This window comes from Phytoactinopolyspora halotolerans (assembly GCF_010550675.1).
Lineage (GTDB): Bacteria > Actinomycetota > Actinomycetes > Jiangellales > Jiangellaceae > Phytoactinopolyspora > Phytoactinopolyspora halotolerans.
The window spans coordinates 1-23,686 of sequence record NZ_JAAGOA010000013.1 but is presented as its reverse complement, the minus strand read 5'-3'; the positions used below and the strand labels follow the sequence as shown (position 1 = coordinate 23,686).

Sequence of the window (23,686 nt, the reverse complement as noted above, 5' to 3'; positions counted from 1 at the left end):
TCCCAGCGCGGACAGACCCCTCAGATGTCGATGAGCTCCGCCGGCGTGATGGTGACCGGGTAGGGGCGCTGCAGGGTGATGGTCTCTGTCCCGGAGGCGCTGCCGACGGGCACGTAGGCGCCGTCGACCAGATCGAATGCCTCGATCGACCGTGTGACCGGGTCGACGATCCAGTATGAAGCGACGCCGGCGTCGGCGTACTTGGAGAACTTCAGGACCCGGTCCTTGCGCTTTGTGCTGGGGGAGAGGACCTCGACCGCGAGCGCGAGCGGCTCTTCGATGACCTTCGGACCGATGTCGTCGCGCCGCAGCACCAACAGGTCCGGCTGGAGCGACGTGCGATGGTCGGGCTGCCAGTCCAGCGGGGCGAAGAACACCTTGAGGTGCTTCGGACACCCACGCCGGAGCGTCACGTAGAGTTCCCCCGCCACCGCCTGATGGAGCGGAATGGGCGCCGGGGTCACGAGGAGTATCCCGTCGAGCAGCTCGTACTGCAGGCCGTCGTCGGGTAGCTGTTCGAGGTCGTCGACTGTCCAGTCGTGCGACGCACGGGGCATCACCGCCATGCTGCTCATTGTGCCTCCCTGATGGGCTGATCACACAAGCATGGCAGCAGACGAGCGTCGAAGAGGGTTATCCACAGGGCCGATTCGATCAGTTTGCGTCCGTTGGTCTCGCTCTGGCTGCAGCGATGACGATCAACGGGACGACGACGATCGCTCCGGCGGTCAGGGCGAGGACGACATAACCGCCGCCCTGCAGGATCACTCCCGATCCGAGGCTGGCCAGTGCGGACGAGCCCCACACCAAAGCGTCGATCATGCCTTCGATCTGCGTGCGTGTGTCGGCCGGGAGGTGGCGACTGAGCAGGCTGCTGCCGCCGACGAAGGCGAGGTTCCAGCCGTAGCCGAGCAGGAACAGCGCGAGCGGCAGCGCGGAGGTGTGCGCATCGGGCGCTACGGCGACGAGGCCGGACGCGGCCACCAGGACAGCGATGCCGGCCAGGATCACCGCGGTGCCGCCGTACCGATCGGCGAGCCGGCCGGACAGCGGCGACAGCGCGAACATGCCCATGACGTGGATGGTCAGGATGGTGCCGACGGTTCCCAGCCCGTGGCCGTGATGGTCCAGGTGGACCGGCGTCATCGTCATCACCGCGACCATGTCCAGCTGTGCCACCACCATGGCGCTGATCGCGACGCCGACGGCCGGCGTCCGCAGGGCACGGCGCAGCGCGCCGCGGGGCAGCAACCGCCGAGGACCGTCCAGAACGCGATGGGCCGCGCGTGGCAGCGCGGCGGATGCCGCCGCCGCGGCGCCGACCGCGACGATGGTGAGCAGGAACGGTCCCGCGTGCGCGGGCATCGACAGACGCTCGGCGAGGTGCGCGGTCGGGGAGATCAGGAGCGGACCGACGATGCCCCCGATGGTGCCCGCCCACACGATGAGTGACAGGGCGAACCCCTTGCGATCGCGCGGGTACAACTCGGCGGCCGAGTAACGCGCCAGCTGGGCGCTCCCGTTTCCGGCCCCGACGCCTATCATGCCGACCAGCAGCAGGGGCAGTGCGCCGGTGAGCACGCCGCCGAGGGCGACGGCGGCGCCGACCGCGGCCAGCAGGTAGCCGACGGCCAGGCCGGCGCGATGACCGCGGCGAGCCATCACCGAGCCGAGGGCGAGCGTCGCGATCGCGGTGCCGAGCACGGCGAGCGCGTTCGGAGTGCCGCTCCACCGATCACCTACCGCATCGGCGGCGATCAGCGTCGACACCGCGCTCGCACCGGTGAGCGCGACGGTGGTGAGTGCGACGCCGGTGAAGAGCACGGACATCGGGCGTAACCGGCCGGTGCCCTGAAGGTCGTCGGGCGGGGACGGGTGCGGGCGGGGAGAGGTCTCAACGGTCATGTGGATCGATGTTAGAAACCTGACCGGCGATTTCGAATGGCCGATCAACGGCGTATCGTCGGCAACGTCGTCGGTATGAAAGGAATTCAGTGCGATGGATTTACGAACACAAAGAACGCTGGATGACACCGACTGGCGGATCCTTCGAGAGCTTCAGGCCGACGGGCGGCTGTCATACAACGAGCTGGGCCGACGCGTGAATCTGTCGCCGCCGGCGGTGGCCGACCGGGTGCGGCGGCTAGAGGAGTCCGGCGTCATCACCGGATACCACGCCGCCGTCGAGCCGCAGCGGGTCGGCTACGAACACACCGCCTTCGTCCGGATGCGATGCCGGCTCGACCACTGCCTGTTGAAGACCAGCAAGGCCAGCGACTATCCCGAGGTGGTGGAGATCCACAAGCTCAGCGGAGACCATTGCTCGATGCTGAAGGTCCGGGCGACGTCGTTGGAGCATTTGGAGGGACTGTTCGAACGGCTCGGCAAGCACGGTGAGATGCGGACGTCGGTGGTGCTGTCGACCCAGTTCAGCGGCAGGCCGGTGGAGCAGCCGAGCGCCGAGACGACGCGCGCCACGCCGTCGAGCGGCTGGTCGCAGGGCTGAGGTGACCGGCGTCGTCGTGCCCGGTAGGGGTGAGCATTAGGCTGGAGCCTTGTGGGCATCCAGATCGCGCCGAGCATCCTCTCCGCTGACTTCGCCAATCTCGAGTCCGAGATCAACCGGATCGGCAACGCCGACCTGGTGCATGTCGATGTCATGGACTACCACTTCGTCCCGAACCTCACGCTCGGGCTGCCCGTGGTCGAGGCGATCCTGAACCGCACCGAACTGCCGGTGGACTGCCACCTGATGATCGACGACCCGGACCGCTGGGCCCCGGGCTACGCGGAGGTCGGCGCAGCCAGCGTCACGTTCCACGCGGAGGCGGCCGCGGCACCGATCCGGTTGGCCCGGGAGATCCGCCGTCAGGGCGCGCGGGCAGGCGTCGGCCTGAAGCCCGCCACACCGGTCGAGCCGTTCGAGGATCTCCTCACCGAGATCGACATGCTGTTGGTGATGACGGTAGAGCCTGGGTTCGGTGGGCAGGAGTTCCTCGACGTCTGCCTGCCGAAGATCCGCCGGGCGCGGGAGATGGTGTCCCGTTCCGGGCTGGACGTGTGGATTCAGATCGATGGCGGCGTCTCCAAGGAGACGATCGAGCGGTGCGCCGATGCGGGTGCGGACGTGTTCGTCGCCGGCTCGGCGGTCTATGGCGCCGACGATGCCGCCGCTGCCGTCGAGGACCTGCGCACGCTGGCCGCCGACGCCTCGAACCTGTCCTGATCCGCAAGGCGTCGGTGAATTCAGGGACCGGCGACGTCGTGCTCCCACGGGTTGACGACGTCGATACCCGTATCCCTGAAGTCCTTGACGTTGCGCGTGGCAAGCGTAGCTGAGACTCTTCGGCATGCGGCTGCTATCTGAGCGTCGGCGACGCTGATCGGCCTCCCGCGGTGTCTGCGACTGCTCGCGATCAGCGCATAGTTCCCAGCCGCTACGACGTCGAATGGAAGAACCCGGCCATCGAAGTCCTGCCCGACCACCGACGCCATCCGGGTGGTCAGCTCCTCTTTTCGCCGTCCGTCTGGTAGGCACCTGATGCCGAAGAGTAACTCGGCGACAGTCGTGGCGGTGATGAACACGTCATCCCGGGGATGCTGGCTCGCCCACGCGGCGACGGCCGGCTCCGGTGCCGGTCTGCACAGTTCGGAGACGACATTGGTGTCGAGGACGATCATTGTCCGAATTCCGCAGGTTGCGCGAGTTCATTGCGCTCTGGCAACGGAAACGATGCGTCATCCATGTCGGCAAACCGGCGGCGAAGGACGGATCCGATATCGATCGCGGGTCCGGGCGGTTCGAGGGCTGCCTGCAAGATCGCACGTACCTCGGCCTCCATGGAGCGGCCGTTCTCTGCCGCTCTGACTCGCAGTCTGGCCTTGAGGTCTTCGTCGACGTTTCGAATCGTCAGAGTCGCCATCGCGCCACCTCCACAGCTGTCATTGCTAGCAACGCTAGCAAACGCGCGCGACGGTGGGGCTGATGATGTTGTCTCCGTTGCCATGCAGAACTCCTTCTTCCCGGGGAAACGAGCTCTGACATAAGCGTAGCGACGCTGACGGACGAAGATCCGGTTATCCACAGCCAGAGACGGTCATGCGACGCTGGATGGCATGTGCATACGGATGACGGCACATTGTGGCGTTGTCGGGGAACACGATGGGCCCAGGCGCGGTTACACTGCCAAGAGAGAACCAACGTGTGCTCCGGGGCTCGGTGAAAGTCCGAACCGGCGGTGACAGTCCGCGACCCGGCCCACTGCTCTTGGCAGCGGTCCGGTTGACCTGGTGAAATTCCGGGACCGACGGTGAAAGTCCGGATGGGAGGCAGCACACGAGGGCACCGCCGTGGTGCGAGACGTCTGAGACGGTCGCGTCCCGCCGGTGTCCGGTTTGTCGCCTTGGCGACGCATACCCCGGAGCGCTCGGATGACGAGTGAGGAGGCGCTCCGGTGGCGAATCAAGCCGAACACACGGCGATGCGTCGCGCCATCGAGCTGTCGACGCGCGCGACATGGACGACCCCACCGAACCCGGACGTCGGCTGCGTGATCCTGGATGCCGCGGGTGAGATCGCCGGTGAGGGTTGGCACGAGCGGCCGGGGAGCCCACATGCCGAGATCGTCGCCCTGCGGGCCGCCGGTGAACGCGCCCGGGGCGGCACGGCCGTCGTCACCCTCGAACCCTGCAACCATCAGGGCCGCACCGGTCCGTGCAGCAACGCACTCCTCGACGCGGGCGTCGCTCGGGTCGTCTACGCCGTCGCCGACCCGAACCCGACCGCCGCCGGCGGCGCGGCGCATCTGCGGGAGCACGGGATCGACGTGGAGAGTGGCCTGCTCGCTGATGAGGCCGCCGCCGCGAACGCACGCTGGCTGACCCCGTTCCGCTCCACCCGGCCGTTCGTCGTCTGGAAGTACGCGGCGACCTTGGACGGGCGCAGCGCCGCCGCCGACGGGTCCAGCCGCTGGATCACCGGTGCGGCCGCTCGGGCCGACGTGCACCGGCTGCGGGCAGCGGTGGACACGATCATCGCCGGTGCCGGAACCGTCATCGTCGACGACCCCCAGCTCACCGCCCGCGACGGCGACGCCGAGCTTCCGTACCAGGATCAGCCGCTGCGCGTCGTCGTCGATTCCTCGGGCCGGACGCCCGAGCACGCGCGCGTCCGCGACGAGTCGGCGCCCACCTGGATCGCCACCGCCGACGAGGTCGGCGCCACCCCGGACGGCCGGGTCGACCTGCCCAAGCTGGTGGCCGCGCTGTACGAGCGCGGAGCGCGGTACGTGCTGCTCGAAGGCGGCCCGACGCTGGCCGGGGCGTTCTTCGCGGCCGGCCTCGTCGACCAGGTCGTCGCCTACATCGCCCCGGCGCTGCTCGGAGCAGGACCCAATGCTCTCGTCGGCGCCGGCGTGACCAGCATCGACGGTGCCATCCGGCTCGACACTCAGGATGTCGCCACCATCGGCGGCGACATCCGCATCATCGCGACACCCCGCCCATCGAAGGAGTGACCCATATGTTCACCGGAATCGTGGAAGAGCTCGGCAGCGTCGTGAAGCTCGAAGTCACCGACGAATGGGCGCTGTTGACACTGCGCGGGGAGAAGGTCACCTCGGATGCGGTGCACGGGGACTCCATCGCGGTGAACGGCGTCTGTCTCACGGTGGTCGACGTCGACCGAGGTGGGGCGACATTCACGGTCGACGTGATGCGGGAGACGCTGGACCGCTCCGCACTCGGGCGCCTCGACGCCGACGACCCGGTCAACCTCGAGCGCGCCGTCAAGGTGAGCGACCGGCTCGGCGGCCACATCGTCCAAGGCCACGTCGACGCCGTCGGCGTGGTGCTGAACCGGAAGCGCGGCGAGCGCTGGGACGTCGTCCGGATCGGCCTGCCGTCGGCGGTGAGCCGGTACGTGGTGGAGAAGGGATCGATCGCCGTCGACGGAGTCTCGCTCACAGTCTCCGCCGTCTCCGCCGTGTCGGCTGTGCCGGCCCTGAGCGGCGGGGGCGACGACGAGTGGTTCGAGGTGAGCCTCATCCCCACCACGCTGGAGCTCACCACGCTGGGCCGCCGACAGCCCGGCGACGAGGTCAACCTCGAAGTCGATGTGATCGCGAAGTACGTGGAACGCCTGGTCACCCCGGAGCGGACGAGATGAGCGACACGTCGCACGGCAAGCATCGGAACACGAAGGAGCGCTGCGCGCATGGGTAACGAGATCCGGCTCGACTCGGTCGAGCGGGCGATCAAGGAGATCGCCGCCGGTCGCCCCGTCGTCGTGGTCGACGACGAGAACCGGGAGAACGAGGGCGACCTGACCTTCGCGGCGTCGTGTGCGACGCCGGAGCTGATGGGTTTCATGGTGCGGCATAGCTCCGGCGTGGTCTGCGTGCCGATGCTCGCCGCCGAGCTGGACCGGCTGAAGCTGCCGCCGATGACGGCCGTGAACGAAGACCGCAAGGGCACGGCCTATTCGGTGTCGGTGGATGCGCGTGATGGCGTGGACACCGGCATCTCGGCGGCCGACCGGGCACGTACGGCTCGGGTGCTCGCCGACCCGGCGACCGAGGCACAGGATCTGACCCGCCCGGGGCACATGTTCCCGCTGCGCGCCAAGGACGGCGGTGTGCTGCGCAGACCCGGCCACACCGAAGCGGCGGTGGATCTGGCCCGGATGGCGGGTCTCGCGCCGGCAGGGGTGATCGGCGAGGTCGTCCACGATGACGGTTCGATGATGCGCGCACCGGCCCTGCGCGCATTCGCCGACGAGCACGGGCTCGCCATGATCTCGATCGCCGACCTGATCCGGTACCGCCGACGTACCGAAGGCCACGTCGAGCGGCTCGCGACGACCCGGCTGCCCACCGTGCACGGCACATTCCGTGCCTATGGCTATCGCGACCTGGTGGACGGCGGCGAACACGTCGCACTGGTGATGGGTGACATCACCGGCCAGGAGCCGGTACTGGCCCGGATCCACTCGGAGTGCCTCACCGGGGACGCGTTCGGCTCGCTGCGCTGCGATTGCGGCCCGCAGCTGCAGGCGGCGCTCGCGACCGTGGCCCATGCCGGGCGCGGCGTCGTCGTGTATCTGCGTGGACACGAGGGACGCGGCATCGGGCTGGCGCACAAGCTGCGCGCCTACGAGCTGCAGGACAACGGGCACGACACAGTGGACGCGAACATCGAGCTGGGGCTGCCGGCCGATGGGCGGGACTACGGCATCGGTGCGCAGATTCTCGCCGATCTGGGTGTGGAGTCGATCGCGCTGATGACCAACAACCCGGCGAAGCTGGCCGGCATCGACGGCTACGGCATCGCCGTCGCCGAGCGGGTACAGCTGCCGGTCGCCGCGCACCCCGAGAACCTGCGATATCTGCGGACTAAACGGGACCGGCTCGGCCACCAGTTGCCGGGACTGGACGACGTCTGGGACTCGCCGGCAGTTGAGGCCCCGTTCGGATCTACGGCCTGAGAAGATCAGGCGCGCCGAGAGACGTGACCATGTGTCACCTTGTTGCTGCTTTGGCGACAGTGAGGTGACTCGTGGTCCGCATGACTGGAAGGAATGTGTGACGTGAGTGGCGAAGGTGCACCGGAGCTCAGGCTGGACGCGAGCGGTGTGCGGGTGGCCGTGGTGGCCGCACAGTGGCATCAGACGGTCATGGACGGATTGGTCGGAGGCGCGCTGCGGGCCCTGAAGGAAGCGGGAGCCGCGGACCCCCAGGTGGTCCGTGTGCCCGGCTCCTTCGAGCTGCCGGTGGCCGCCGCGCGGCTGGCGCGCGCCGGCTACGACGCCGTGGTGGCGCTCGGTGTGGTGATCCGGGGTGGAACGCCGCATTTCGACTACGTCTGCCAGGCGGCCACGGAGGGTTTGACCCGGGTGTCGGTCGAGACCGGTGTACCGGTCGGATTCGGTGTGCTCACCTGCGACAACGAGCAGCAGGCGCTGGACCGGGCGGGCCTGGAAGGCTCCCAGGAGGACAAGGGCCGCGAGGCCGCACAGGCCGCGGTGGCCACGGCCCTGACGCTTCGCTCCATCGGGTAGTCGTCACAGGCTGGCCGGCCGCAGCGCTTCCGCGCGGCCGCCACAGATCGCACGGTGCACGCGTGTGGTCACGGGGCAGTGGGCACTGATCTTCCACGTGGATGTGGGGCAGCGGGGCACCGAGCTTCCACGGGCGCGGTGCGTGTCCCGTACGATAGGCCCACGTGAAGAGCTTCGAGGGCCTGTGGGCCGAGCTGACCGCGAAGGTGGAGTCCGGTGCGCCCGATTCGGGCACGGTGCAGGCGGTGCATCGCGGCGTCCATCATGTCGGCAAGAAGGTGGTCGAGGAGGCCGCCGAGGCCTGGATGGCGGCGGAGCATGAGAGCGCCGAACGTGCAGCCGAGGAGATCTCCCAGCTGCTTTACCACGTCCAGGTGCTCATGCTGGCGCGTGGCCTCAGTCTCGACGACGTCTACGCCAAGCTCTGACCGTGCGGCCGGCCTCAGCTGCGCCGGACGCTGACGATGAAAGGTATGGCCGTTCCATGAATAACGTCCTGCGCATTGCCGTGCCCAACAAGGGCGCGCTGTCCGGGCCTGCGTCTGCGATGCTCCGCGAGGCGGGGTACCGGCAGCGCTCCGACGGCGGGCGCGACCTGGTCCTGCGGGACCCGGACAACAACGTCGAGTTCTTCTTCCTCCGCCCGCGCGACATCGCCGTGTACGTCGGCTCGGGCACCCTGGACGTCGGGATCACCGGGCGTGACCTGCTGCTGGACTCGGCCGCTCCGGCGAAGGAAGTGCTCGCGCTGGACTTCGGCCACTCCACGTTCCGGTTCGCCGCCCGTCCGGGTTCGGTGCGCGACGTCGACGACTTCGACGGCCTCCGGGTGGCGACGTCGTTCGCCGGCCTGCTCAGTTCGTACCTCACCGAACGCAAGGTCGACGCCGAGGTGGTCAAGCTCGACGGAGCGGTGGAGACGGCGGTGCAGCTCGGTGTGGCCGACGTCATCGCCGACGTCGTGGAGACGGGGACGACGTTGCGCCAGGCCGGTCTGGAGATCCTGGGCGAGCCGATCCTGCACTCGGAGGCGGTGTTGATCGCTCGGGCGGACGGCGCGCCGGTTGACGGGCTCGAGCAGCTGCTGCGCAGGTTGAAGGGCGTTCTGGTGGCGCGCCGGTACGTGATGATGGACTACGACATCCGGGCCGAGCACGTCGACCAGGCCACCGCGATCGCCTCCGGACTGGAGTCGCCCACCGTGTCGCCGCTGCACCGCGAGGGCTGGGTGGCGGTCCGGGTGATGGTTCCCAGAGATGCGGCGCACCGGATCATGGACGAGTTGTGGGAGATCGGCGCCCGCGCCATCCTCGTCACCGACATTCACGCCTGCCGCATCTAACCCCCCTTCTCCCATGATCATGAACACTAACCGTGCTATGTGAACGCTAAGTGTTCATGATCATGGGAGGGTGGCGGGGTCGCCGACGCGGAGCCGTCCGGTCTGGTCGGGGATGATGTTCACCCCGAACCAGACCTTCTGATCCCACCGGCGGTGCCGCGCCAGCGTCCGCAGCGGCTCCTTGCCCTTCTCCAGGGTCTCCGGGTCGATCGTCGTCAGCACGCAACGGTCGCACGGCTTGACGACCCGGAAGTCGAGGCCGCCGAGGCGGACGCGTGTCCAGCCGTCCTCAGCGAACGGCTCCTCGCTGTCGACGACGACGTTCGGCCGGAACCGCCGCATCGGCAACGGTTCCGGCACCGCTTCGCCGCGCTCCAGCGCGCCCTCCACAATCCAGTCGTTGAGCTGTTGCAGCGACCCCGTGCTCGCCAGCAGCAACGGGTAGGCATCAGCGAAGCTGACCCGGTCTTCGTCGCGCCCGTACTCGGGGTCTACCGGTCTGCGTCGCGGATCGTCCAGCCAGACCAGCCGGACATCGCGCTCCAGCAGCTTGCCGAACCACCCGTCCGCGTCCGTGCTCGGCCGCATCGCCTCGACCCGGGACCGCCATACCTGCACGGTCACTCGCTCGTCCGCCTGCGTCCCGTCGACCTCCAGCGGCTCCGCGTGCGGCCCGTCCAACCGCAACCGCCCCTCACCCAAGGGCGTAGCTCTCACCGTCAACAGCCGCGGCAGGATCCGCGCCGTCAGCACGTCCCCTTCACCATCGACGACCATCCACCTGCGGTCACCGGCCAGGCCCCAGGGCTCCACGACGGCGTCGTCGACTTCACGGCCGCGGGTCGATTTGACCGGATAGATATTCAGCTGGGTGATCCGCACCCCTCAACCGTACCGGCCCCGTTGAGCTCTGCCCTGGCGCCCGAGGGTGAGGCGGAGGGGAGAATCTCTGTCCATGGTGTGGTGGGCATCAGCTCGGAGAAGCCGCTAGGCGACGACGAGTTGCTGGGCGAGGACGGGAATTCTCCCCTCCACCGCCGGAGTCACGTGCCCGGTGTCACAAGAATGTCTTGCCGTCTCCCCGATAGGTCGGAGCGGTGTCGACCAGGCGTTCTCCGCGGACCAGGTGGTAACTGTCGAAGCGCTCGGCGAGCTCGCCCGCCTTGGCGTGCCGGAACCAGACGAGGTCGCCCAGGGCGAGTCCGTCGGCTGTCGGCCCGTGCAGGGGAGTCTGCGTCTGCCCGGCGCCCTCGGGGGTGCCCAGCTTCAACCCCTCAGGCAGCCACGGCACGGGCAACCGGTCTCGTCCCGCCGCGCCGCTGGCGACGTATCCACCGCCGGCGACGGTCACGACACCGTTGCGGGGACGGCGGACCACCGGCAGCGCGAAGAAGGCGGCCGGCAACGGCACGAAATCCTCCGACCGGTCGAGCAGGGTCGGACCGAGCAGACCGGAGCCGGCCGCCACCTCCGTGACGGAGGCATCCGCGGCGGTGCTGCGGATGGAGCCGGTGCCGCCGGCGGTGACGAACTCCAGGTCGCAGATGTCCCGGACCGCATCGACGACGGCGGCGCGCCGGCTCGCGAGATCCTGGTCCGCCCGCTTGCGCATCAGCCGGCGCAGGTACGCGCGGACGCGGCCGTGCGGTGGTGCGTCGTGCGCCGCCGCGACGTGCGCCTCGTACGCCTGGATCCCGACGAGCCGGAAACCCGGCCGCGCTACCACAGCCCGAGCGAGCCTGGCCATGTCCTCCGGGGTCCGCAGGGGCGAGCGCAGCGGGCCCAGCCGCAGCCTTCCGCCCAGGGCCTGCCAGGAGCAGTCCAGGTCCAGGCAGACCCGCAGCTCGGCCCGGGCCTCCGGCGGGGCGACGGCGTCCACCAGGTCGAGCTGGGCGATGTCGTCGACCATGATGGTGATCCGTCCGGCCAGGTGTTCCTCGCCGACCAGCCGGGACAGCGCTCGGCGGTCGGCACTGGGATAGGCGACCACGGCGTCGTCGCAGATTCCGGTGCCGACCAGCCAGACAGCCTCGCGCAGGGTGTAGGCGAGTACGCCGGAGAAGCCGTCGCGGGCGAGCAACTGGCGCAGCAGCGTGCGGTTGCGGACGGCGGCGCTGACGATGCGGATCGGCTTGCCCGCCGCGAGCCGGACCAGCTCGTCGGCGTTGGAGTCCCATGCGTCCAGGTCGACCGCGGCGAGCGGGACGTCATCGTCGCCGATCGCGGAGTTCAGCCGGTGCCGCAGATCGGCGCGGGAACTGGTGATCGGTCGCGAGGGTTCTGCCTGCGGGGTTGTGCTGCTGGTGGTCGCCTCTTCCACGGTGGGCTTGGGCGGTGGCGGCGGTGCCGAGTCATCTGCGAGGTTGATCTCCACCCGGCATGCTTATCAAACCCGGGCCGAAGAGTCACTAGGCGGCTCAACTATCAGATCACAATCGGTATGAGAAGGGCGTGGGAAGGATGTCTGATCTGGGGCCTGCGCCCTAGTCTTGATCAGTATGTCGAGAACCCTCGTGCTGCTGCGCCACGCCAAGGCCGCCTGGCCCGACGACGTCGAAGATCACGAACGCCCACTGAGCAAGCGCGGCCGGCGAGACGCTGGGGAGGTGGGTCGTTGGCTGCGCGACCGCGACATCGTCGTGGACGCGGCGCTGGTGTCCAGCGCGCTGCGCACCCGCGAGACCTACGAGGCGCTGGCCGGCGAACTGAAATCGCCGCCGGAACCGCAGCTGCTCGACGAAGCGTACGCGGCCGGAGCGGGTGACCTCCTCGATCTCGTCCGGCAGGTCTCCGACGACGTGTCGACGCTTCTGGTCGTCGCGCACAATCCGGGCATCGGCACGCTGGCGAGCCTGATCGACGACGAGACCTCAGAGGTGCCGGAGCGGTTCCAGATGCGGCTGGACTACCGCACGTCGGCCTGTGCGGTGTTCGACGTGTACCGCAGCTGGGCGGAGCTGGACCCGGGCCGAGCCCGGCTGGTCACGTTCACCGTGCCACGCGGCTAGGCGGTGTTCAGGCGTGCGGCACCGGGGGAGCCGGGGTGATGTAGCCGTCGTCGGCGTCCGCCGCCTCCACGTCGGCGCGGCTGATCCCCAGCAGGTACAGCACGGCATCGAGGTATGGCACGTTCACCGCGGTGTCCGCGGCATCACGGACGACCGGTTTGGCGTTGAACGCCACACCCAGCCCGGCCGTGCCGATCATGTCCAGGTCGTTGGCGCCGTCGCCGACCGCGACCGTCTGCGACAGCGGCACCTCCGCCTGTGCGGCGAACCGCCGTAGTGCGGCCGCCTTGCCCGGGCGGTCCAAGATGTCCCCGACAAGTTCGCCGGTGAGCTGCCCGTCGACCACCTCTAGTGTGTTCGCCGCCGCGAAGTCCAGGTCGAGTTGCTCCGCGAGCGCGTCGGTGACCTGGCTGAACCCGCCGCTGACGATGCCGCACCGGTAGCCGAGCCGCTTCAATGTGCGCACCAGGGTCCGTGCGCCGGGGGTGAGCCTGACCTCGTCGCGCACCTCGTCGATCGCGGACTCGGGCAGCCCGGCCAGCAGCCGGACCCGGGCGCGCAGCGATTCGGCGAAGTCGAGCTCGCCGCGCATCGCGGCCTCGGTCACCTTGGCGACCTGGTCGAGTACGCCGGCGCGGGCGGCCAGCATCTCCACCACCTCACCCTGGACGAGGGTCGAGTCGACGTCCATGACGATCAGCCGCTTGGCGCGGCGGATCAGCCCGGACGGCTGAACGGCGACGTCCACCCCCCAGGCCAGCGCCTCGGCGGTGAGATCCGCCTTGAGCGTCTCCGGATCCACCCCGGACACCTCGAGCTCGATCGAGGTCACTGGGTACGAGGCGAGGCGCATGATGCGGTCGATGTTTCCGCCGGCGTCCGCGATGCGGCGGGCCAGCAGCCGGACCGCCTCCGGCCGCAGCGGGGATCCCAGCACGGTGACGTGCGCACGTTCAGCCGGCTCGGACAGATCGCCCTGCCCGACGGTGACCTCGACGTCCAGCCCGAGCTCGTCGGCGACGATGTGCACCGCCTGCATCAGCCCGTCGTCGTCGGGCACATCCCCCAGCACCACGCTCAACAGCAGGTGACCGCGGGCGGTGACCTGCTCGATGTCCAGCACGTGGATGCGATAGCGGGCGAGCGTCGTGAATATCCGGGACGTCAGGCCGGGCCGGTCCCGGCCGGAGAAGGTGACCAGGAGCGTGCGGTCGTCGGAAGTCGCAGAAGCAGTCATAACAACGTTCAACGCTACCGGGCGCCGCGCCACGCCGAACTCGCCACCCTGCGCAGCGCCGCAAATCCGCAGGCCGTGATGGCGGGTATGCGACCGCCGTCGCAACGGCCGGCCGGTCACGGGCCCACCGTTGACGCGGCTACTCCTCGAGTGCGTTGCACGCGGCGACGAGTGCGTGCCGCGCGGCCCGCTCGAGGGGCGTCAGCAGGGCCCGGCGAGACTCGGCAGCCGATGCGCTCACCGCGCCGCCGTCGTCGGTCAGCGCGAAGTCTGCCACGGCCATGAGCCGGATGCTGCGTGCCGCCACCAGCTGCGCCCGCGCCGGAAATCCGCGGGGGAGCGGCTCGGCCACCCGAGAGGAACGGACCTCCTCCAGCAGGGTGGCCACCTCGGGCCGCCAGGCCGCGACGTCCAGTTTGGCCAGCGCGGATCCCGCCTCACGGAGGTTGCTGGAGAGTTCCTGTTCGGCCTCGGAGAGGCTCGGGCCGGCCGGCGGACGGATGGCTTCCCGGCACCGCCAGGTGACGAAGTGTCCCTGGTCACCCGGTGGTCCGAACGCTTGGATATCCGGCACCAGGGCATACGCGGTGTCGCCTGCCCCCACCGCGAGGACGGTCTCGCCGGCGTCCACCGCATCCGCGTTCAGATCGGCGGGACCGCCCAGGCCAGTCGGATCACCGGGCGCCGGCAGCACTACGCGGAAGGAGGAGACGCCCGCATCGCGCAGCGCCGGGAGCGCCGCCACGAGGCTGACCGTTCCGTCCGTGCCGGGGACGTCCACGACGTCGTGCGGCTCGTCGTCGCCGCACACCCGAGTGAGGACGTCATCGAGCGAGCCGGAGCCGTTCAGCCATGCGCTCGCCCACGCCGCGAGCCGTGCGGACCGGGGCATCGAAACCATGTCCTCCAGCTTAGAGGTCGCGCGGAATCGGAGTCGCCTGACTCGCGGGCATCCCGTTCCGGGCACCTTGTCGACGTTCCCGGGAAACGTGTCCGACGTTCTGGGCAACGTATCCGGGCCGCCGGAGGTTCGCCACGCCTCGCCCGGATTCTCAGATGTCGGTTCCCTGGTGACGTGCCCTAGAGGTCAACGCCGATCTCGCGCCCGGTAAGGTCGCGGATGCGGCCCTTTGTGGACCGGCGCCGTCCGCCGTACACGACCTCGAGGGAGTTAGCCCTGCCATGTCCGACGTGCTCGAGTTTGCCGACGTGACGCTGACGCGTTCCGGCAGCAACCTGCTGGACCGGGTCACGTGGACGGTGGCGGACGGCGAACGGTGGGTGATCCTGGGCCCGAACGGTGCCGGCAAGACGACGCTGCTGCAGATCGCCGCGACCAACATGCACCCCACCAGCGGGCGGGTGGCGGTGCTCGGCGAGGTGCTCGGTGAGGTCGACGTCTTCGAGCTGCGTCCCCGGATCGGACTGACCAGCACGGCGCTCGGGGAACGGATCCAGCCCAAGACGTGGGTCCTGGACGTGGTGCGCACCGCGGCCTACGGCGTGGTGGCGCGGTGGCGGGAATCGTACGACGACGTCGACGACGCGCGCGCGTTCGAGCTGCTGTACCGGCTGGGCATCTCGCACCTGGCCGGGCGGACCTTCGGCACGCTGTCCGAGGGCGAGCGGAAGCGGACCCAGATCGCCCGGGCGATGATGAGCGACCCGGAATTGCTGTTGCTGGACGAACCCGGCGCCGGGCTCGACCTCGGCGGCCGGGAGAGCTTGGTGGCCACATTGGGCAGCATCGCGGCGGACCCGGCGTCGCCAGCCACCGTGCTGGTGACCCATCACGTCGAGGAGATTCCGTCCGGCATCACGCACGCGCTGCTGCTGCGGAGCGGACAGGTGGTGGCCGCCGGACCGATCGGCGAGACGCTGACGGCGGACAACCTCAGCGCGTGTTTCGGGCTTGCGCTGGTTGTGAACCACGAGAACGGCCGCTGGAACGCTCGCGCGGCCTGATCCGCCACGGCACGGGTCGGCGTGCGGCGTGCCTTGCTGTTCAGGTGCGACTTTCGCCGCAGCGTTGCGCGCGACGCGCCCTGCGGTTCCCGGTGCAGACAGGGGCCGCACGTCGGGCGTAATCTTGAGCCATGCAGGGCTTCTGGGACTGGCTAGGGGACAACGAGTGGTCCGCCTGGTTGGGACTGGCCTTCATCTTCGGGATCGTCGAGACCACAACGGTGGATCTCGTCTTCCTGATGCTGGCGGCCGGTGCCGTCAGCGGTGCGGTCGCATCGATCGCCGGACTGCCGTTCGTCGCGCAGACGTTGATCGCCATCGGCGTGAGCGTGATCATGATCGGTTTCGTCCGGCCGATCGCGAAGCGACATCTTCGGGTGCCGACCAGCGTGCGCACCGGGGCAGCCGCCCTCGTCGGGCAGAGCGCCGTGGTGCTGGAACGGGTCGACGGCGACGGCGGACGGATCAAGTTGGCCGGTGAGGTATGGACGGCGCGCAGCTTCGACGGCCGTACCGTGATCGAGCCCGGCGACAACGTCGACGTGATCGAGATCGACGGTGCGACGGCGCTCGTGTTTCCCGGTGGGGAACCGATGTAGCGCCTGCACGCGGGCGGTGTAGGTTGGCCCCACATCCCGTGCGGCGCAGCAGGGCCGCACGAGGCATCTGACGCGTTCACACGAAGGGTCATCTATGGAAGCAGGAGAGATCTTCCTCCTCTTTGTCATCTTCCTCCTGGCCGTGTTCGTCCTGGTCGCCTTGGCCAAGTCGGTCCGGATCGTGCCGCAGGCGCGCGCCGGCATCGTCGAACGCCTGGGGCGGTACCAGCGGATACTGACGCCGGGCCTGGCGATCGTCGTCCCGTTCGTCGACCGGGTGCTGCCGCTGGTCGACCTGCGGGAGCAGGTCGTCTCGTTCCCGCCGCAGCCGGTGATCACCCAGGACAACCTGGTGGTCTCCATCGACACGGTCATCTACTACCAGGTCAACGATCCGAAGGCGGCGACCTACGAGATCGCCAACTACATCCAGGGTATCGAGCAGCTTGCGGTCACCACGCTGCGTAACGTCATCGGTGGCATGGACCTCGAACGGACGCTGACCAGCCGCGAGGAGATCAACAACGCGCTGCGCGGCGTGCTGGACGAGGCCACGGGCAAGTGGGGCATCCGGGTCAACCGAGTCGAGTTGAAGGCGATCGATCCGCCACCCTCCATCCAGGACTCGATGGAGAAGCAGATGCGTGCCGACCGGGACAAGCGTGCGGCGATCCTCAACGCGGAGGGTGTGCGCCAGTCGCAGATCCTCACCGCCGAAGGACAGAAGCAGGCGGCGATCCTCTCCGCCGAGGGTGACAAGACGTCGCAGATCCTGCGGGCCGAGGCGGACAAGCAGGCGCAGATCCTGCGTGCTGACGGTGAGGCCAAGGCGATCGGCGCCGTCTTCAACGCGATCCATCGGGGAAGGCCGGACCAGAAACTGCTGTCGTACCAGTACCTGCAGATGCTGCCGGAGATCGCCAAGGGCGACGCGAACAAGGTCTGGATCGTACCGAGTGAGATCGGGGCCGCGTTGGAGGGGCTGGGTACGGCTGTCGGCAAGTTCGGCAGCGCGCTCCCCGGCGCCGGCAACGGCGGCGACGGCGGCGACGGTGGCCCGTACGGTGACGGCGACGCAGACGACGACGGCAGCGGCGTCGGTGACGGCGGCGACGGCCGCGACATGCCGGGAGCCGCGGTGGCCGGGGAGGTTTCGGAAGCGGCCGACGAGGCTGCAGCCGAAGGCGAGGCGGCTGTCTCCGCGGCCGAGGACGAGGTCCAGGAGGCGCTGCGGGCCGCTGAGGCCGCCTCGCAGGGACGGGGCCCGCGGAGCGACGCCGGCGGTTCGCAAGGTGGAGGCCTCGGCGGGCTTCGCGGTGGCGGCGAGAACTCTGGCAACGACACGCCGCACGCGCCGCCGGCGCCGCCGCCACCCGGCCAGTAGGGGCGTTCACTGGTTCTGGTTCGTCTCGTTCCGCGCTTCTTGAGTGTTCGTTGCGTCTGAAGCCCGATCATGCGGCATCCAGCGCAACTCACACTCAAGAAGCGCGTGCCGGCAAGGCAGGGGACAATCGCACGGTGGACTTGGTCGAGATCGACAGCGCGGACGACCCGCGGCTCGGCGATTACGTCGCGTTGCGCGACGTTCAGCTACGGACGTCGTTGGAGAGCGAACACGGGCTGTTCCTCGCGGAGGGCGAGAAGGTCATCCGCCGTGCGGTCGGCGCCGGATATCCGGTGCGTTCGTTCCTGATGGCGCCGCGCTGGGTGGAGACGCTGGCCGACGTGCTGGACGCCGCGGGCGACGTGACATGCTACGTCGCCCCGGAGCAGCTGGTGGAGACGGTCACCGGATTCCATGTGCACCGGGGTGCGCTGGCGTCGCTGCACCGCACGCCGTTGCCGAGCCTGGACGCGGTCATCAGCGGCGCCCGGCGCGTCATCGTGCTGGAAGACCTGGTGGACCACACGAACGTCGGCGCCGCCTTCAGATGCGCGGCCGGGCTCGGCTGGGACGCGGTCCTGCTGAGCCCGCGGTGCGCCGATCCGCTGTACCGGCGTGCGGTCAAGGTGTCCATGGGTTCGGTGTTCTCGGTGCCGTACACCCGGGTCGAGGACTGGTATCACGGCCCGGACACGTTGCGCGCGGCCGGGATCGACGTGTGGGCGCTCACGCCGGCGGACGACGCGGCGGACCTCTCCGACGTGACGCCGCCGGAGCGGCTGGCGCTGCTGGTGGGTACCGAGGGCGAAGGGTTGACCCAGCGGTGGATGCGTTCGGCCGACCGCCGGGTACGCATTCCGATGCAGGGCGGTGTCGACTCGCTCAACGTGGCCGCGGCGACCGCGGTGGCCTGCTACGCGCTGCGCTGAGATCTCAACCGCGACGACCTAGGCGACGACCGCGACAGAAGACCGGGCCGCAGACGGCGTCGGATCTACCAGGTACGCGGCGGCGCAGCGGCGGCAGCTGAACTCACTTGGCATGGCGTCGGGAACCGGATCGAACTCGACCTCGCCGCCGCACTCCATGCATCGACTGGTCAGCGGGCTCATCGGTGATCCTCCCTTCATGTGGGATGTTCTCAGGCTGCCACGGCCTGCGGACGGAACCGCGGAGGCGCGCCGACACCCGGGTGGTGAAAGAGCGATGAGTTCCGGGGCCGAGAATGGTCGTACTGGCGAGGTGCGAGGATTCGCGGCATCATCGCAGGTATTGGTCGGCCAAGGGAACGGGGAATCGGATGCAGACGGTGTGGAAGGGCTCGATTTCGTTCGGACTGGTGTCGATTCCAGTGCGGCTCGTCTCTGCCACCGAGGAGAAGGACGTCAGCTTCCGGCAGGTGCACGCGGCCGACGGTGGCAGGATCCGGTACCGGCGCGTCTGCGAGAAGGACGGCGAGGAAGTGGCCTACGCGGACATCGCCAAGGGTTACGAGATGCCCGACGGTGAGATGGTGATCCTCACCAGCGACGACCTGGCTGACCTCCCGGTGGCGTCCAGCCGCGCGGTGGAGGTTCTGGGGTTCGTCCCGTTCTCCCAGATCGATCCGACCGCCTTGGCGCGCGCGTATTACGTCGAACCGACCGGTGACACCAAGCCGTATGTGCTGCTGCGGGACGCGCTCGAGGAGTCCGAACGGGTGGGCGTGGTGAAGGTCGCGCTGCGCAACCGGGAGCGCCTGGCGGTGCTCCGTTCGCACGAGGGTGTTCTTGTCGTCCAGACCATGCTGTGGCCGGACGAGATCCGCCGCCCGGAGTTCGGGTTCCTCGACGAGGACGTCAAGGTGCGCGAGCAGGAGATGGCGATGGCCGAGTCCTACATCGAGACCCTGTCCGGCGACTTCGACCCGGATGAGTACACCGACGAGTACCGTGAGGCGCTGCTGCAGGTGATCGCGGCGAAGTCGGAGGGTGTCGCGGTGGAGGCGCCGGCCGAGGAGCCGGAAGAGGGCAAGGTGGTCGACCTGATGGAGGCCCTGCGGCAGAGCGTCGAGCAGGCCAAGGCCCGCAAGTCGGCCTAGCGAGCGAGCCTTCAGCGTGCCATGCACGCGTGCCCGAGGTCGCCGCTAGGCGTGCGTGATCATGCGACGCAGCGAGCCGGGGCCGACGATGGTGGCGCCGACGTGCTCGACGCGTCGGCGCAGTTCACGGTCCGCCGTCGCGACGATGACGTGATCGTCCGGGCGCGCCGAGGTGGCCTCGGCGGTGACCTGGACGATGGTGTCGTCGCCGCTTCCGGGTGCCCGGTCGACGGTGAGACGCGCCGAGTCGTCGATGTCGGCGATGGAACGTGCGTCGCCTTCGACGACGAGACGGATTCGCGGCCACCACATCGCCGCTGGCAGCCCGAGATCGTGCGCGGGTAGCGGACCGGCGGCGGCCAGCTCGTCCCGCAGCCGCTCGGCGGCGCCCGCCCGGTCCAGCCACCAGCCGTCTGGACGGGATCCGACGACGTTCGCCGCATCGACCACCAGCACCAGACGGCGGAATGCCTGTGCGCGGATCGACGGCCACATGGTGCCGAACGCCGGCAGCAGCGGAAGCTGGTCGACGTCGTCGACGGGCACCCACGAGATCGCCAAGCTTTCCGGGTCGCTGGCATAGGCGTCGACCTCGCCGTCGCAATCGGCGACGACGGTCGTGTAGGACCACGGGCCGTGATCCTCCACCCACGCGTGGCTGGGCTGCACCTTCTCCGGTGGGATCGCGGCCTCCTCGTGCGCCTCGCGGAGCGCCCCGTCGTACGGACCTTCGCCGGACGCGCGGGCGCCGCCGGGCACACCCCAGGTTCCGCCGTAATGGCTCCAATGCGCGCGATGTTGCAGCAGTACGCCCCGGTCCGGGTCGACGAGCATCAGTCCGGCGGAACCGTAGACGCCCCAGTGCCGCTGACCGCAATCACACGTGACCCATCCGTCGCCATCGGTTCGGTGCTGCAGCCGGCTCATCGAGTCAAGCGTGCCATGCGCGGGCGCGGGAACCGCCACCGAGGTACCCGCAGCATGATCATGAACACTTACCGTTCGCATAGCACGGCTAGTGTTCATGATCATCGTGGTGGATGGGCGTAGGGTGAGCGCCGTGATTGATCTGAGCGAGGTAGGCGGCGCCGGGGAGCACGTGCTCCGGCATGGCGAGCACGAGGCGGTGATCGTGGAGGCCGGCGGTGGCCTGCGCACTTACCAGGTCGCCGGCGTCGACATCGTGGCCGGTTATCCGGCCGGGACGCTATGTCCGAGCGCACGCGGTCACTGGCTGGTGCCGTGGCCCAACCGGATCCGGGACGGCAGGTACCGGTTCGGCGGACACGAACACCAGCTGCCGATTTTCGGCGACGAGGGGCGGCACGCGATCCACGGGCTGATCCGATGGATGCCGTTCCAGGTGGTGGCGAGGGACGCGTCGTCGGTCGAGCTCGCGATGGTGCAGCCGGCGCGGCCGGGTTACCCATGGCCGCTGCGGGTACGGACCCGGTGGTCGCTCGACGACGGTGGGCTGAGCGCATGGCTGCACGTGGAGAACCTCAGCGACGACGAGGCGCCGTTCGGCGCCGGGGCGCACCCCTACCTCAGCGCCGGCCACGGGACAGCCGACGGCGCGACGGTCGGCGGCGGGACGGCCGGCGGCGGGACTATCGACGACATGACGGTGACGGTGCCCGGCGCGACGGTCGTGCGCGGCGAAGACGGCATCATGACCACACGCGCGGCCGTGGGCGACGACAGCGACTTCCGCCGCGCGCGCCGGATCGGCCCGAACCGGCTGGGTCTCTACTCCGACCTGGAGCGGGACGCGTCAGGGCTGGCGCGTGTCGTCGCCGAGCGGCCGGACGGGTGGACGGTGTCGCTGTGGCAGGACGAAGCGTGGCCGTTCGTCCTGCTCTACACCGCGGATGCGGTGAGCGAGGAGGAGGGTGTCCGGCGCTCGTTGGCGGTGGAGCCGATGACGTCGGCGGTCGACGTGTTCAACACCGGCGACGGTCTGATCGTGCTCAAACCCGGCGGCGTCTTCGAGGGGACGTGGGGGATCACGGCGGATGCCCGCTGACCAAGGAGACGAGCGGAAGCCGCTGGTGGGCCGGCTGCTGCGGGTGCGGTGGCTGGTCCGTGCCCCGATCTGGCTCTACCGCGCCCGGTTGGGTTTCCTGTTCGGTTCCCGGGCGCTGATGCTGGAGCACATCGGACGGAACAGCGGGCTTCGCCGGTACGTGGTGCTGGAGGTGGTCTCGCAGCGCGGACCGGACAGGTGTGTGATCGTCTCCGGCTTCGGACCGTCGGCACAGTGGTTCCAGAACGTTCTCGCCCATCCGCAGGTCCGGGTCTCCGTGGGCCTGCGCTACCGCGTGCCGGCCGAGGCGCGGCAGCTCGGTGCGGAGGGGGCCAAGACGGTGCTGGCGGGCTATGCGGCCCGGCATCCGAAGTTGTGGAAGACGCTCGAGCCGGTGCTGGACGCCTCGATGGAGGAGAGCGACGATGCTGGACTTCCACAGGTGCCCGTGGTGGAGCTACACCTGCAGCGCTGAGATCGCCACCAACAGTGCCGCGTGGACATGTGTGCCGGGTAGGGTCCCGTCGTGGGCACATGGCATGACGAGACCGACGACGAGCTGGCAACGTACGAGCGCACGTTCCGGCGCAGCGGGTTGCCGCTGTTCATCGAGGATTACTCCGCGTCGGACGACATCTTCAACCGCGCGGCGCCGTTCCTGGCGCTGGTGTTCATCGCCGAGATGCTCGGCGCCATTGACTTCGACTGGCCGTTGCTGGTCAACGTCGCCGCGGCGCTGGGCGGGCTGGCGGTTCTGGTGGTCGCCTTCGGCATTCTCAACCGGCTGCTCGGCCGCGGTTTCTGGACGCTCCCGTCGCGCATCGGGCGGCCGGAACTCGCCGCGTTCGTCTTCATCCCGGCGTTGCTGCCGTTGATCTTCGGTGGTCAGCTGCGCCAGGTGGCGGGGATCATCGTCGGCAACAGCCTGCTGCTCGGGCTGGTGTACCTGGTGGTGGGATACGGCCTGATCGCGACGGTCTTCTGGGCGCTGACGCGGATCGCCGACGAATTGGCCGAGTCGCTGTCCCGGCTGGTGCGAGCGCTGCCACTGCTGCTGATCTTCTCTCTGGTGTTGTTCCTGAACGCGGAGATGTGGCAGGTGTTCTCGACGATGCCGCGAACCTTCGTCTGGATCGTCGTCGGATTGTTCGTGGGACTGGGCGGGCTGTTCGTGTTTCTGCGGGTTCCAGGGCAGGTGCGACAGCTGGAAGGCGATGCGCGGGGAGACTCGCCGCCGCTGAGCCGTCGCCAGCGGATCAATGTCGGTCTGACGCTGCTGATCAGCCAGGGCCTGCAGGTCTTTGTGGTCGCCGTGGGCGTCGGCTTGTTCTTCATCGCGTTCGGCGCGCTGACCGTGGGGGAGGAGACCCGGGTGGCGTGGGACGTCAACGACGGTCTGTGGTCGCAGCCGCTGGATCTGTTGGGCCACGAGATCTTGATCACAGAGGCGCTGCTGCGCGTCGCAGCCGCCATGGCGGCGATCACCGGCCTGTACTACGCGATCTCCATCCTGACCGATGCGACGTACCGGGAAGAGTTCCTGGAAGACATGACCGGGGAGATGAGGGAGGTTTTCCAGGCCAGGGCGCGGTATCTTGAACTGAGGACGATGCGCGCCGCCGACGGTCCGGCGGAGCCGGTCGTGAGCGGCTGACTGCCGGCCCCTGCCGGTTGGACATGCGGCGGTGAAAGTTTGGTACAGTAACTCGGCCGGTGACGCGCAAGCGTCCCACACCTTGTCCGGGTGGCGGAATAGGCAGACGCGCTAGCTTGAGGTGCTAGTCCCCGTCAAGGGGGTGGGGGTTCAAGTCCCCCCTCGGACACCGCGCAGGCTTCTGACCTGCTAGAACGCGAGCTTTCCGGGGTCTTCGGATCTCAGCGGGGAGGCCGTCCTTCGGGGCGGCCTTCTTTGTGTCCTGCGTGGCTTGTGCGGATCGGGGACGAAGGTGCCGCAGTCTTTGATGTGTGAAGAACAAGTACCGTGACACC

Annotated in this window: 24 protein-coding genes, 1 tRNA gene, 2 pseudogenes and 1 riboswitch; of the genes and pseudogenes, 18 read left to right on the top strand and 9 right to left on the bottom strand. The window is 69.0% G+C overall.

Annotated features, from left to right (window positions below):
* Nucleotides 1-20 precede the first annotated feature (20 nt).
* Both G1H10_RS18210 and G1H10_RS18205 read right to left on the bottom strand, forming a co-directional pair.
* Nucleotides 21-566, bottom strand: coding sequence for a Uma2 family endonuclease (locus G1H10_RS18210; protein WP_163740399.1), 546 nt, complete (start codon nucleotides 564-566; stop codon nucleotides 21-23).
* Nucleotides 567-654: 88 nt separating this feature from the next.
* Nucleotides 655-1,905, bottom strand: a complete 1,251-nt coding sequence (locus G1H10_RS18205; RefSeq protein ID WP_163740397.1) for an MFS transporter — start codon at nucleotides 1,903-1,905, stop codon at nucleotides 655-657.
* Between the two features lie 94 nt (nucleotides 1,906-1,999).
* Between G1H10_RS18205 and G1H10_RS18200 the strand changes: the two genes are divergently transcribed.
* Both G1H10_RS18200 and rpe read left to right on the top strand, forming a co-directional pair.
* Nucleotides 2,000-2,506, top strand: a complete 507-nt coding sequence (locus G1H10_RS18200) for an Lrp/AsnC family transcriptional regulator (protein WP_163740396.1) — start codon at nucleotides 2,000-2,002, stop codon at nucleotides 2,504-2,506.
* 51 nt (nucleotides 2,507-2,557) lie between these two features.
* A complete protein-coding gene (rpe, locus tag G1H10_RS18195) occupies nucleotides 2,558-3,226 on the top strand; it encodes a ribulose-phosphate 3-epimerase (RefSeq protein WP_163740394.1) in 669 nt (222 codons plus the stop codon).
* 20 nt (nucleotides 3,227-3,246) lie between these two features.
* Here rpe and G1H10_RS18190 read toward each other — a convergent pair whose 3' ends face one another.
* Complete coding sequence (locus G1H10_RS18190) at nucleotides 3,247-3,681, bottom strand: type II toxin-antitoxin system VapC family toxin (protein WP_163740392.1); 435 nt, start codon at nucleotides 3,679-3,681, stop codon at nucleotides 3,247-3,249.
* Entirely contained in the window at nucleotides 3,678-3,923 is a 246-nt protein-coding gene (locus G1H10_RS18185) for a FitA-like ribbon-helix-helix domain-containing protein (RefSeq protein WP_163740390.1), read from the bottom strand. The genes G1H10_RS18190 and G1H10_RS18185 overlap by 4 nt, the downstream gene beginning before the upstream one ends.
* Before the next feature lie 278 nt (nucleotides 3,924-4,201).
* A riboswitch (FMN riboswitch) is annotated at nucleotides 4,202-4,339 on the top strand.
* Between the two features lie 115 nt (nucleotides 4,340-4,454).
* Between G1H10_RS18185 and ribD the strand changes: the two genes are divergently transcribed.
* The 6 genes from ribD to hisG all read left to right on the top strand — a co-directional run bounded on the left by ribD (nucleotide 4,455) and on the right by hisG (nucleotide 9,398).
* The gene (gene ribD, locus G1H10_RS18180) at nucleotides 4,455-5,516 is read left to right on the top strand and encodes a bifunctional diaminohydroxyphosphoribosylaminopyrimidine deaminase/5-amino-6-(5-phosphoribosylamino)uracil reductase RibD (protein WP_163740388.1); all 1,062 of its coding nucleotides are present in this window, start codon (nucleotides 4,455-4,457) and stop codon (nucleotides 5,514-5,516) included.
* Between the two features lie 5 nt (nucleotides 5,517-5,521).
* Nucleotides 5,522-6,166 (top strand): riboflavin synthase, encoded by a 645-nt coding sequence (locus G1H10_RS18175; RefSeq protein WP_163740386.1) that lies wholly within the window; start codon nucleotides 5,522-5,524, stop codon nucleotides 6,164-6,166.
* Nucleotides 6,167-6,214: 48 nt separating this feature from the next.
* Nucleotides 6,215-7,483 (top strand): bifunctional 3,4-dihydroxy-2-butanone-4-phosphate synthase/GTP cyclohydrolase II, encoded by a 1,269-nt coding sequence (locus tag G1H10_RS18170; RefSeq protein WP_163740384.1) that lies wholly within the window; start codon nucleotides 6,215-6,217, stop codon nucleotides 7,481-7,483.
* 102 nt (nucleotides 7,484-7,585) lie between these two features.
* On the top strand, nucleotides 7,586-8,056 hold the full coding sequence (gene ribH / locus G1H10_RS18165) for a 6,7-dimethyl-8-ribityllumazine synthase (RefSeq protein WP_163740382.1): 471 nt from the start codon (nucleotides 7,586-7,588) through the stop codon (nucleotides 8,054-8,056).
* 164 nt (nucleotides 8,057-8,220) lie between these two features.
* Nucleotides 8,221-8,484 (top strand): phosphoribosyl-ATP diphosphatase, encoded by a 264-nt coding sequence (locus G1H10_RS18160; protein ID WP_163740381.1) that lies wholly within the window; start codon nucleotides 8,221-8,223, stop codon nucleotides 8,482-8,484.
* Between the two features lie 56 nt (nucleotides 8,485-8,540).
* Entirely contained in the window at nucleotides 8,541-9,398 is an 858-nt protein-coding gene (gene hisG / locus G1H10_RS18155) for an ATP phosphoribosyltransferase (protein ID WP_163740378.1), read from the top strand.
* Nucleotides 9,399-9,458: 60 nt separating this feature from the next.
* Here the strand turns inward: hisG and G1H10_RS18150 are convergent, their stop codons facing one another.
* Together G1H10_RS18150 and G1H10_RS18145 are read right to left on the bottom strand one after the other, a co-directional pair.
* The gene (locus G1H10_RS18150; protein ID WP_163740376.1) at nucleotides 9,459-10,280 is read right to left on the bottom strand and encodes an MOSC domain-containing protein; all 822 of its coding nucleotides are present in this window, start codon (nucleotides 10,278-10,280) and stop codon (nucleotides 9,459-9,461) included.
* Nucleotides 10,281-10,455: 175 nt separating this feature from the next.
* Nucleotides 10,456-11,664 carry an alanine racemase gene (locus tag G1H10_RS18145; protein WP_376778634.1) on the bottom strand — a complete coding sequence of 403 codons (1,209 nt, stop codon included), beginning with the start codon at nucleotides 11,662-11,664 and terminating at the stop codon, nucleotides 10,456-10,458.
* Nucleotides 11,665-11,896: 232 nt separating this feature from the next.
* Between G1H10_RS18145 and G1H10_RS18140 the strand changes: the two genes are divergently transcribed.
* Nucleotides 11,897-12,406 (top strand): SixA phosphatase family protein, encoded by a 510-nt coding sequence (locus G1H10_RS18140; RefSeq protein WP_163740374.1) that lies wholly within the window; start codon nucleotides 11,897-11,899, stop codon nucleotides 12,404-12,406.
* Nucleotides 12,407-12,413: 7 nt separating this feature from the next.
* Here the strand turns inward: G1H10_RS18140 and serB are convergent, their stop codons facing one another.
* Nucleotides 12,414-13,643, bottom strand: coding sequence for a phosphoserine phosphatase SerB (serB, locus tag G1H10_RS18135; RefSeq protein ID WP_163740372.1), 1,230 nt, complete (start codon nucleotides 13,641-13,643; stop codon nucleotides 12,414-12,416).
* A gap of 139 nt (nucleotides 13,644-13,782) precedes the next feature.
* The gene (locus G1H10_RS18130; protein ID WP_163740370.1) at nucleotides 13,783-14,544 is read right to left on the bottom strand and encodes an Rv1486c family protein; all 762 of its coding nucleotides are present in this window, start codon (nucleotides 14,542-14,544) and stop codon (nucleotides 13,783-13,785) included.
* A gap of 281 nt (nucleotides 14,545-14,825) precedes the next feature.
* Here G1H10_RS18130 and G1H10_RS18125 point away from each other — a divergent pair, with 281 nt between their 5' ends.
* From G1H10_RS18125 to ku, 5 genes and pseudogenes are all read left to right on the top strand, one after another.
* Entirely contained in the window at nucleotides 14,826-15,608 is a 783-nt protein-coding gene (locus G1H10_RS18125; protein WP_163740369.1) for an ABC transporter ATP-binding protein, read from the top strand.
* Nucleotides 15,609-15,739: 131 nt separating this feature from the next.
* Nucleotides 15,740-16,207, top strand: coding sequence for an NfeD family protein (locus G1H10_RS18120; protein ID WP_163740366.1), 468 nt, complete (start codon nucleotides 15,740-15,742; stop codon nucleotides 16,205-16,207).
* 94 nt (nucleotides 16,208-16,301) lie between these two features.
* Nucleotides 16,302-17,264: pseudogene (locus tag G1H10_RS18115) on the top strand (SPFH domain-containing protein); the annotation flags it as partial.
* A gap of 461 nt (nucleotides 17,265-17,725) precedes the next feature.
* A complete protein-coding gene (locus tag G1H10_RS18110; protein WP_163740363.1) occupies nucleotides 17,726-18,520 on the top strand; it encodes a TrmH family RNA methyltransferase in 795 nt (264 codons plus the stop codon).
* A 371-nt stretch (nucleotides 18,521-18,891) separates the two neighbouring features.
* Nucleotides 18,892-19,662 (top strand): annotated as a pseudogene (gene ku, locus G1H10_RS18105) (non-homologous end joining protein Ku); the annotation flags it as partial.
* A 54-nt stretch (nucleotides 19,663-19,716) separates the two neighbouring features.
* Here the strand turns inward: ku and G1H10_RS18100 are convergent.
* Nucleotides 19,717-20,598 carry an NUDIX hydrolase gene (locus G1H10_RS18100; RefSeq protein ID WP_163740359.1) on the bottom strand — a complete coding sequence of 294 codons (882 nt, stop codon included), beginning with the start codon at nucleotides 20,596-20,598 and terminating at the stop codon, nucleotides 19,717-19,719.
* Between the two features lie 133 nt (nucleotides 20,599-20,731).
* Here G1H10_RS18100 and G1H10_RS18095 point away from each other — a divergent pair, with 133 nt between their 5' ends.
* From G1H10_RS18095 to G1H10_RS18080, 4 genes are all read left to right on the top strand, one after another.
* Complete coding sequence (locus G1H10_RS18095) at nucleotides 20,732-21,697, top strand: aldose epimerase family protein (protein WP_163740357.1); 966 nt, start codon at nucleotides 20,732-20,734, stop codon at nucleotides 21,695-21,697.
* Complete coding sequence (locus G1H10_RS18090; protein ID WP_163740355.1) at nucleotides 21,687-22,172, top strand: nitroreductase family deazaflavin-dependent oxidoreductase; 486 nt, start codon at nucleotides 21,687-21,689, stop codon at nucleotides 22,170-22,172. The genes G1H10_RS18095 and G1H10_RS18090 overlap by 11 nt, the downstream gene beginning before the upstream one ends.
* Nucleotides 22,173-22,223: 51 nt before the next feature.
* The gene (locus G1H10_RS18085) at nucleotides 22,224-23,351 is read left to right on the top strand and encodes a hypothetical protein (RefSeq protein WP_163740353.1); all 1,128 of its coding nucleotides are present in this window, start codon (nucleotides 22,224-22,226) and stop codon (nucleotides 23,349-23,351) included.
* 84 nt (nucleotides 23,352-23,435) lie between these two features.
* Nucleotides 23,436-23,520, top strand: a tRNA-Leu gene (locus G1H10_RS18080).
* Nucleotides 23,521-23,686 lie beyond the last annotated feature (166 nt).

Excerpts from the sequence above, each read along its gene's own strand:
- G1H10_RS18210 (WP_163740399.1), bottom strand. The coding sequence starts at position 566 with ATGGCGGTGATGCCCCGTGCGTCGCACGACTGGACAGTCGACGACCTC.
- G1H10_RS18205 (WP_163740397.1), bottom strand. The coding sequence starts at position 1,905 with ATGACCGTTGAGACCTCTCCCCGCCCGCACCCGTCCCCGCCCGACGAC.
- G1H10_RS18200 (WP_163740396.1), top strand. The coding sequence starts at position 2,000 with ATGGATTTACGAACACAAAGAACGCTGGATGACACCGACTGGCGGATC.
- G1H10_RS18190 (WP_163740392.1), bottom strand. The coding sequence starts at position 3,681 with ATGATCGTCCTCGACACCAATGTCGTCTCCGAACTGTGCAGACCGGCA.
- G1H10_RS18185 (WP_163740390.1), bottom strand. The coding sequence starts at position 3,923 with ATGGCGACTCTGACGATTCGAAACGTCGACGAAGACCTCAAGGCCAGA.
- G1H10_RS18175 (WP_163740386.1), top strand. The coding sequence starts at position 5,522 with ATGTTCACCGGAATCGTGGAAGAGCTCGGCAGCGTCGTGAAGCTCGAA.
- G1H10_RS18170 (WP_163740384.1), top strand. The coding sequence starts at position 6,215 with ATGGGTAACGAGATCCGGCTCGACTCGGTCGAGCGGGCGATCAAGGAG.
- hisG (WP_163740378.1), top strand. The coding sequence starts at position 8,541 with ATGAATAACGTCCTGCGCATTGCCGTGCCCAACAAGGGCGCGCTGTCC.
- G1H10_RS18140 (WP_163740374.1), top strand. The coding sequence starts at position 11,897 with ATGTCGAGAACCCTCGTGCTGCTGCGCCACGCCAAGGCCGCCTGGCCC.
- serB (WP_163740372.1), bottom strand. The coding sequence starts at position 13,643 with ATGACTGCTTCTGCGACTTCCGACGACCGCACGCTCCTGGTCACCTTC.
- G1H10_RS18130 (WP_163740370.1), bottom strand. The coding sequence starts at position 14,544 with ATGGTTTCGATGCCCCGGTCCGCACGGCTCGCGGCGTGGGCGAGCGCA.
- G1H10_RS18125 (WP_163740369.1), top strand. The coding sequence starts at position 14,826 with ATGTCCGACGTGCTCGAGTTTGCCGACGTGACGCTGACGCGTTCCGGC.
- G1H10_RS18120 (WP_163740366.1), top strand. The coding sequence starts at position 15,740 with ATGCAGGGCTTCTGGGACTGGCTAGGGGACAACGAGTGGTCCGCCTGG.
- G1H10_RS18100 (WP_163740359.1), bottom strand. The coding sequence starts at position 20,598 with ATGAGCCGGCTGCAGCACCGAACCGATGGCGACGGATGGGTCACGTGT.
- G1H10_RS18090 (WP_163740355.1), top strand. The coding sequence starts at position 21,687 with ATGCCCGCTGACCAAGGAGACGAGCGGAAGCCGCTGGTGGGCCGGCTG.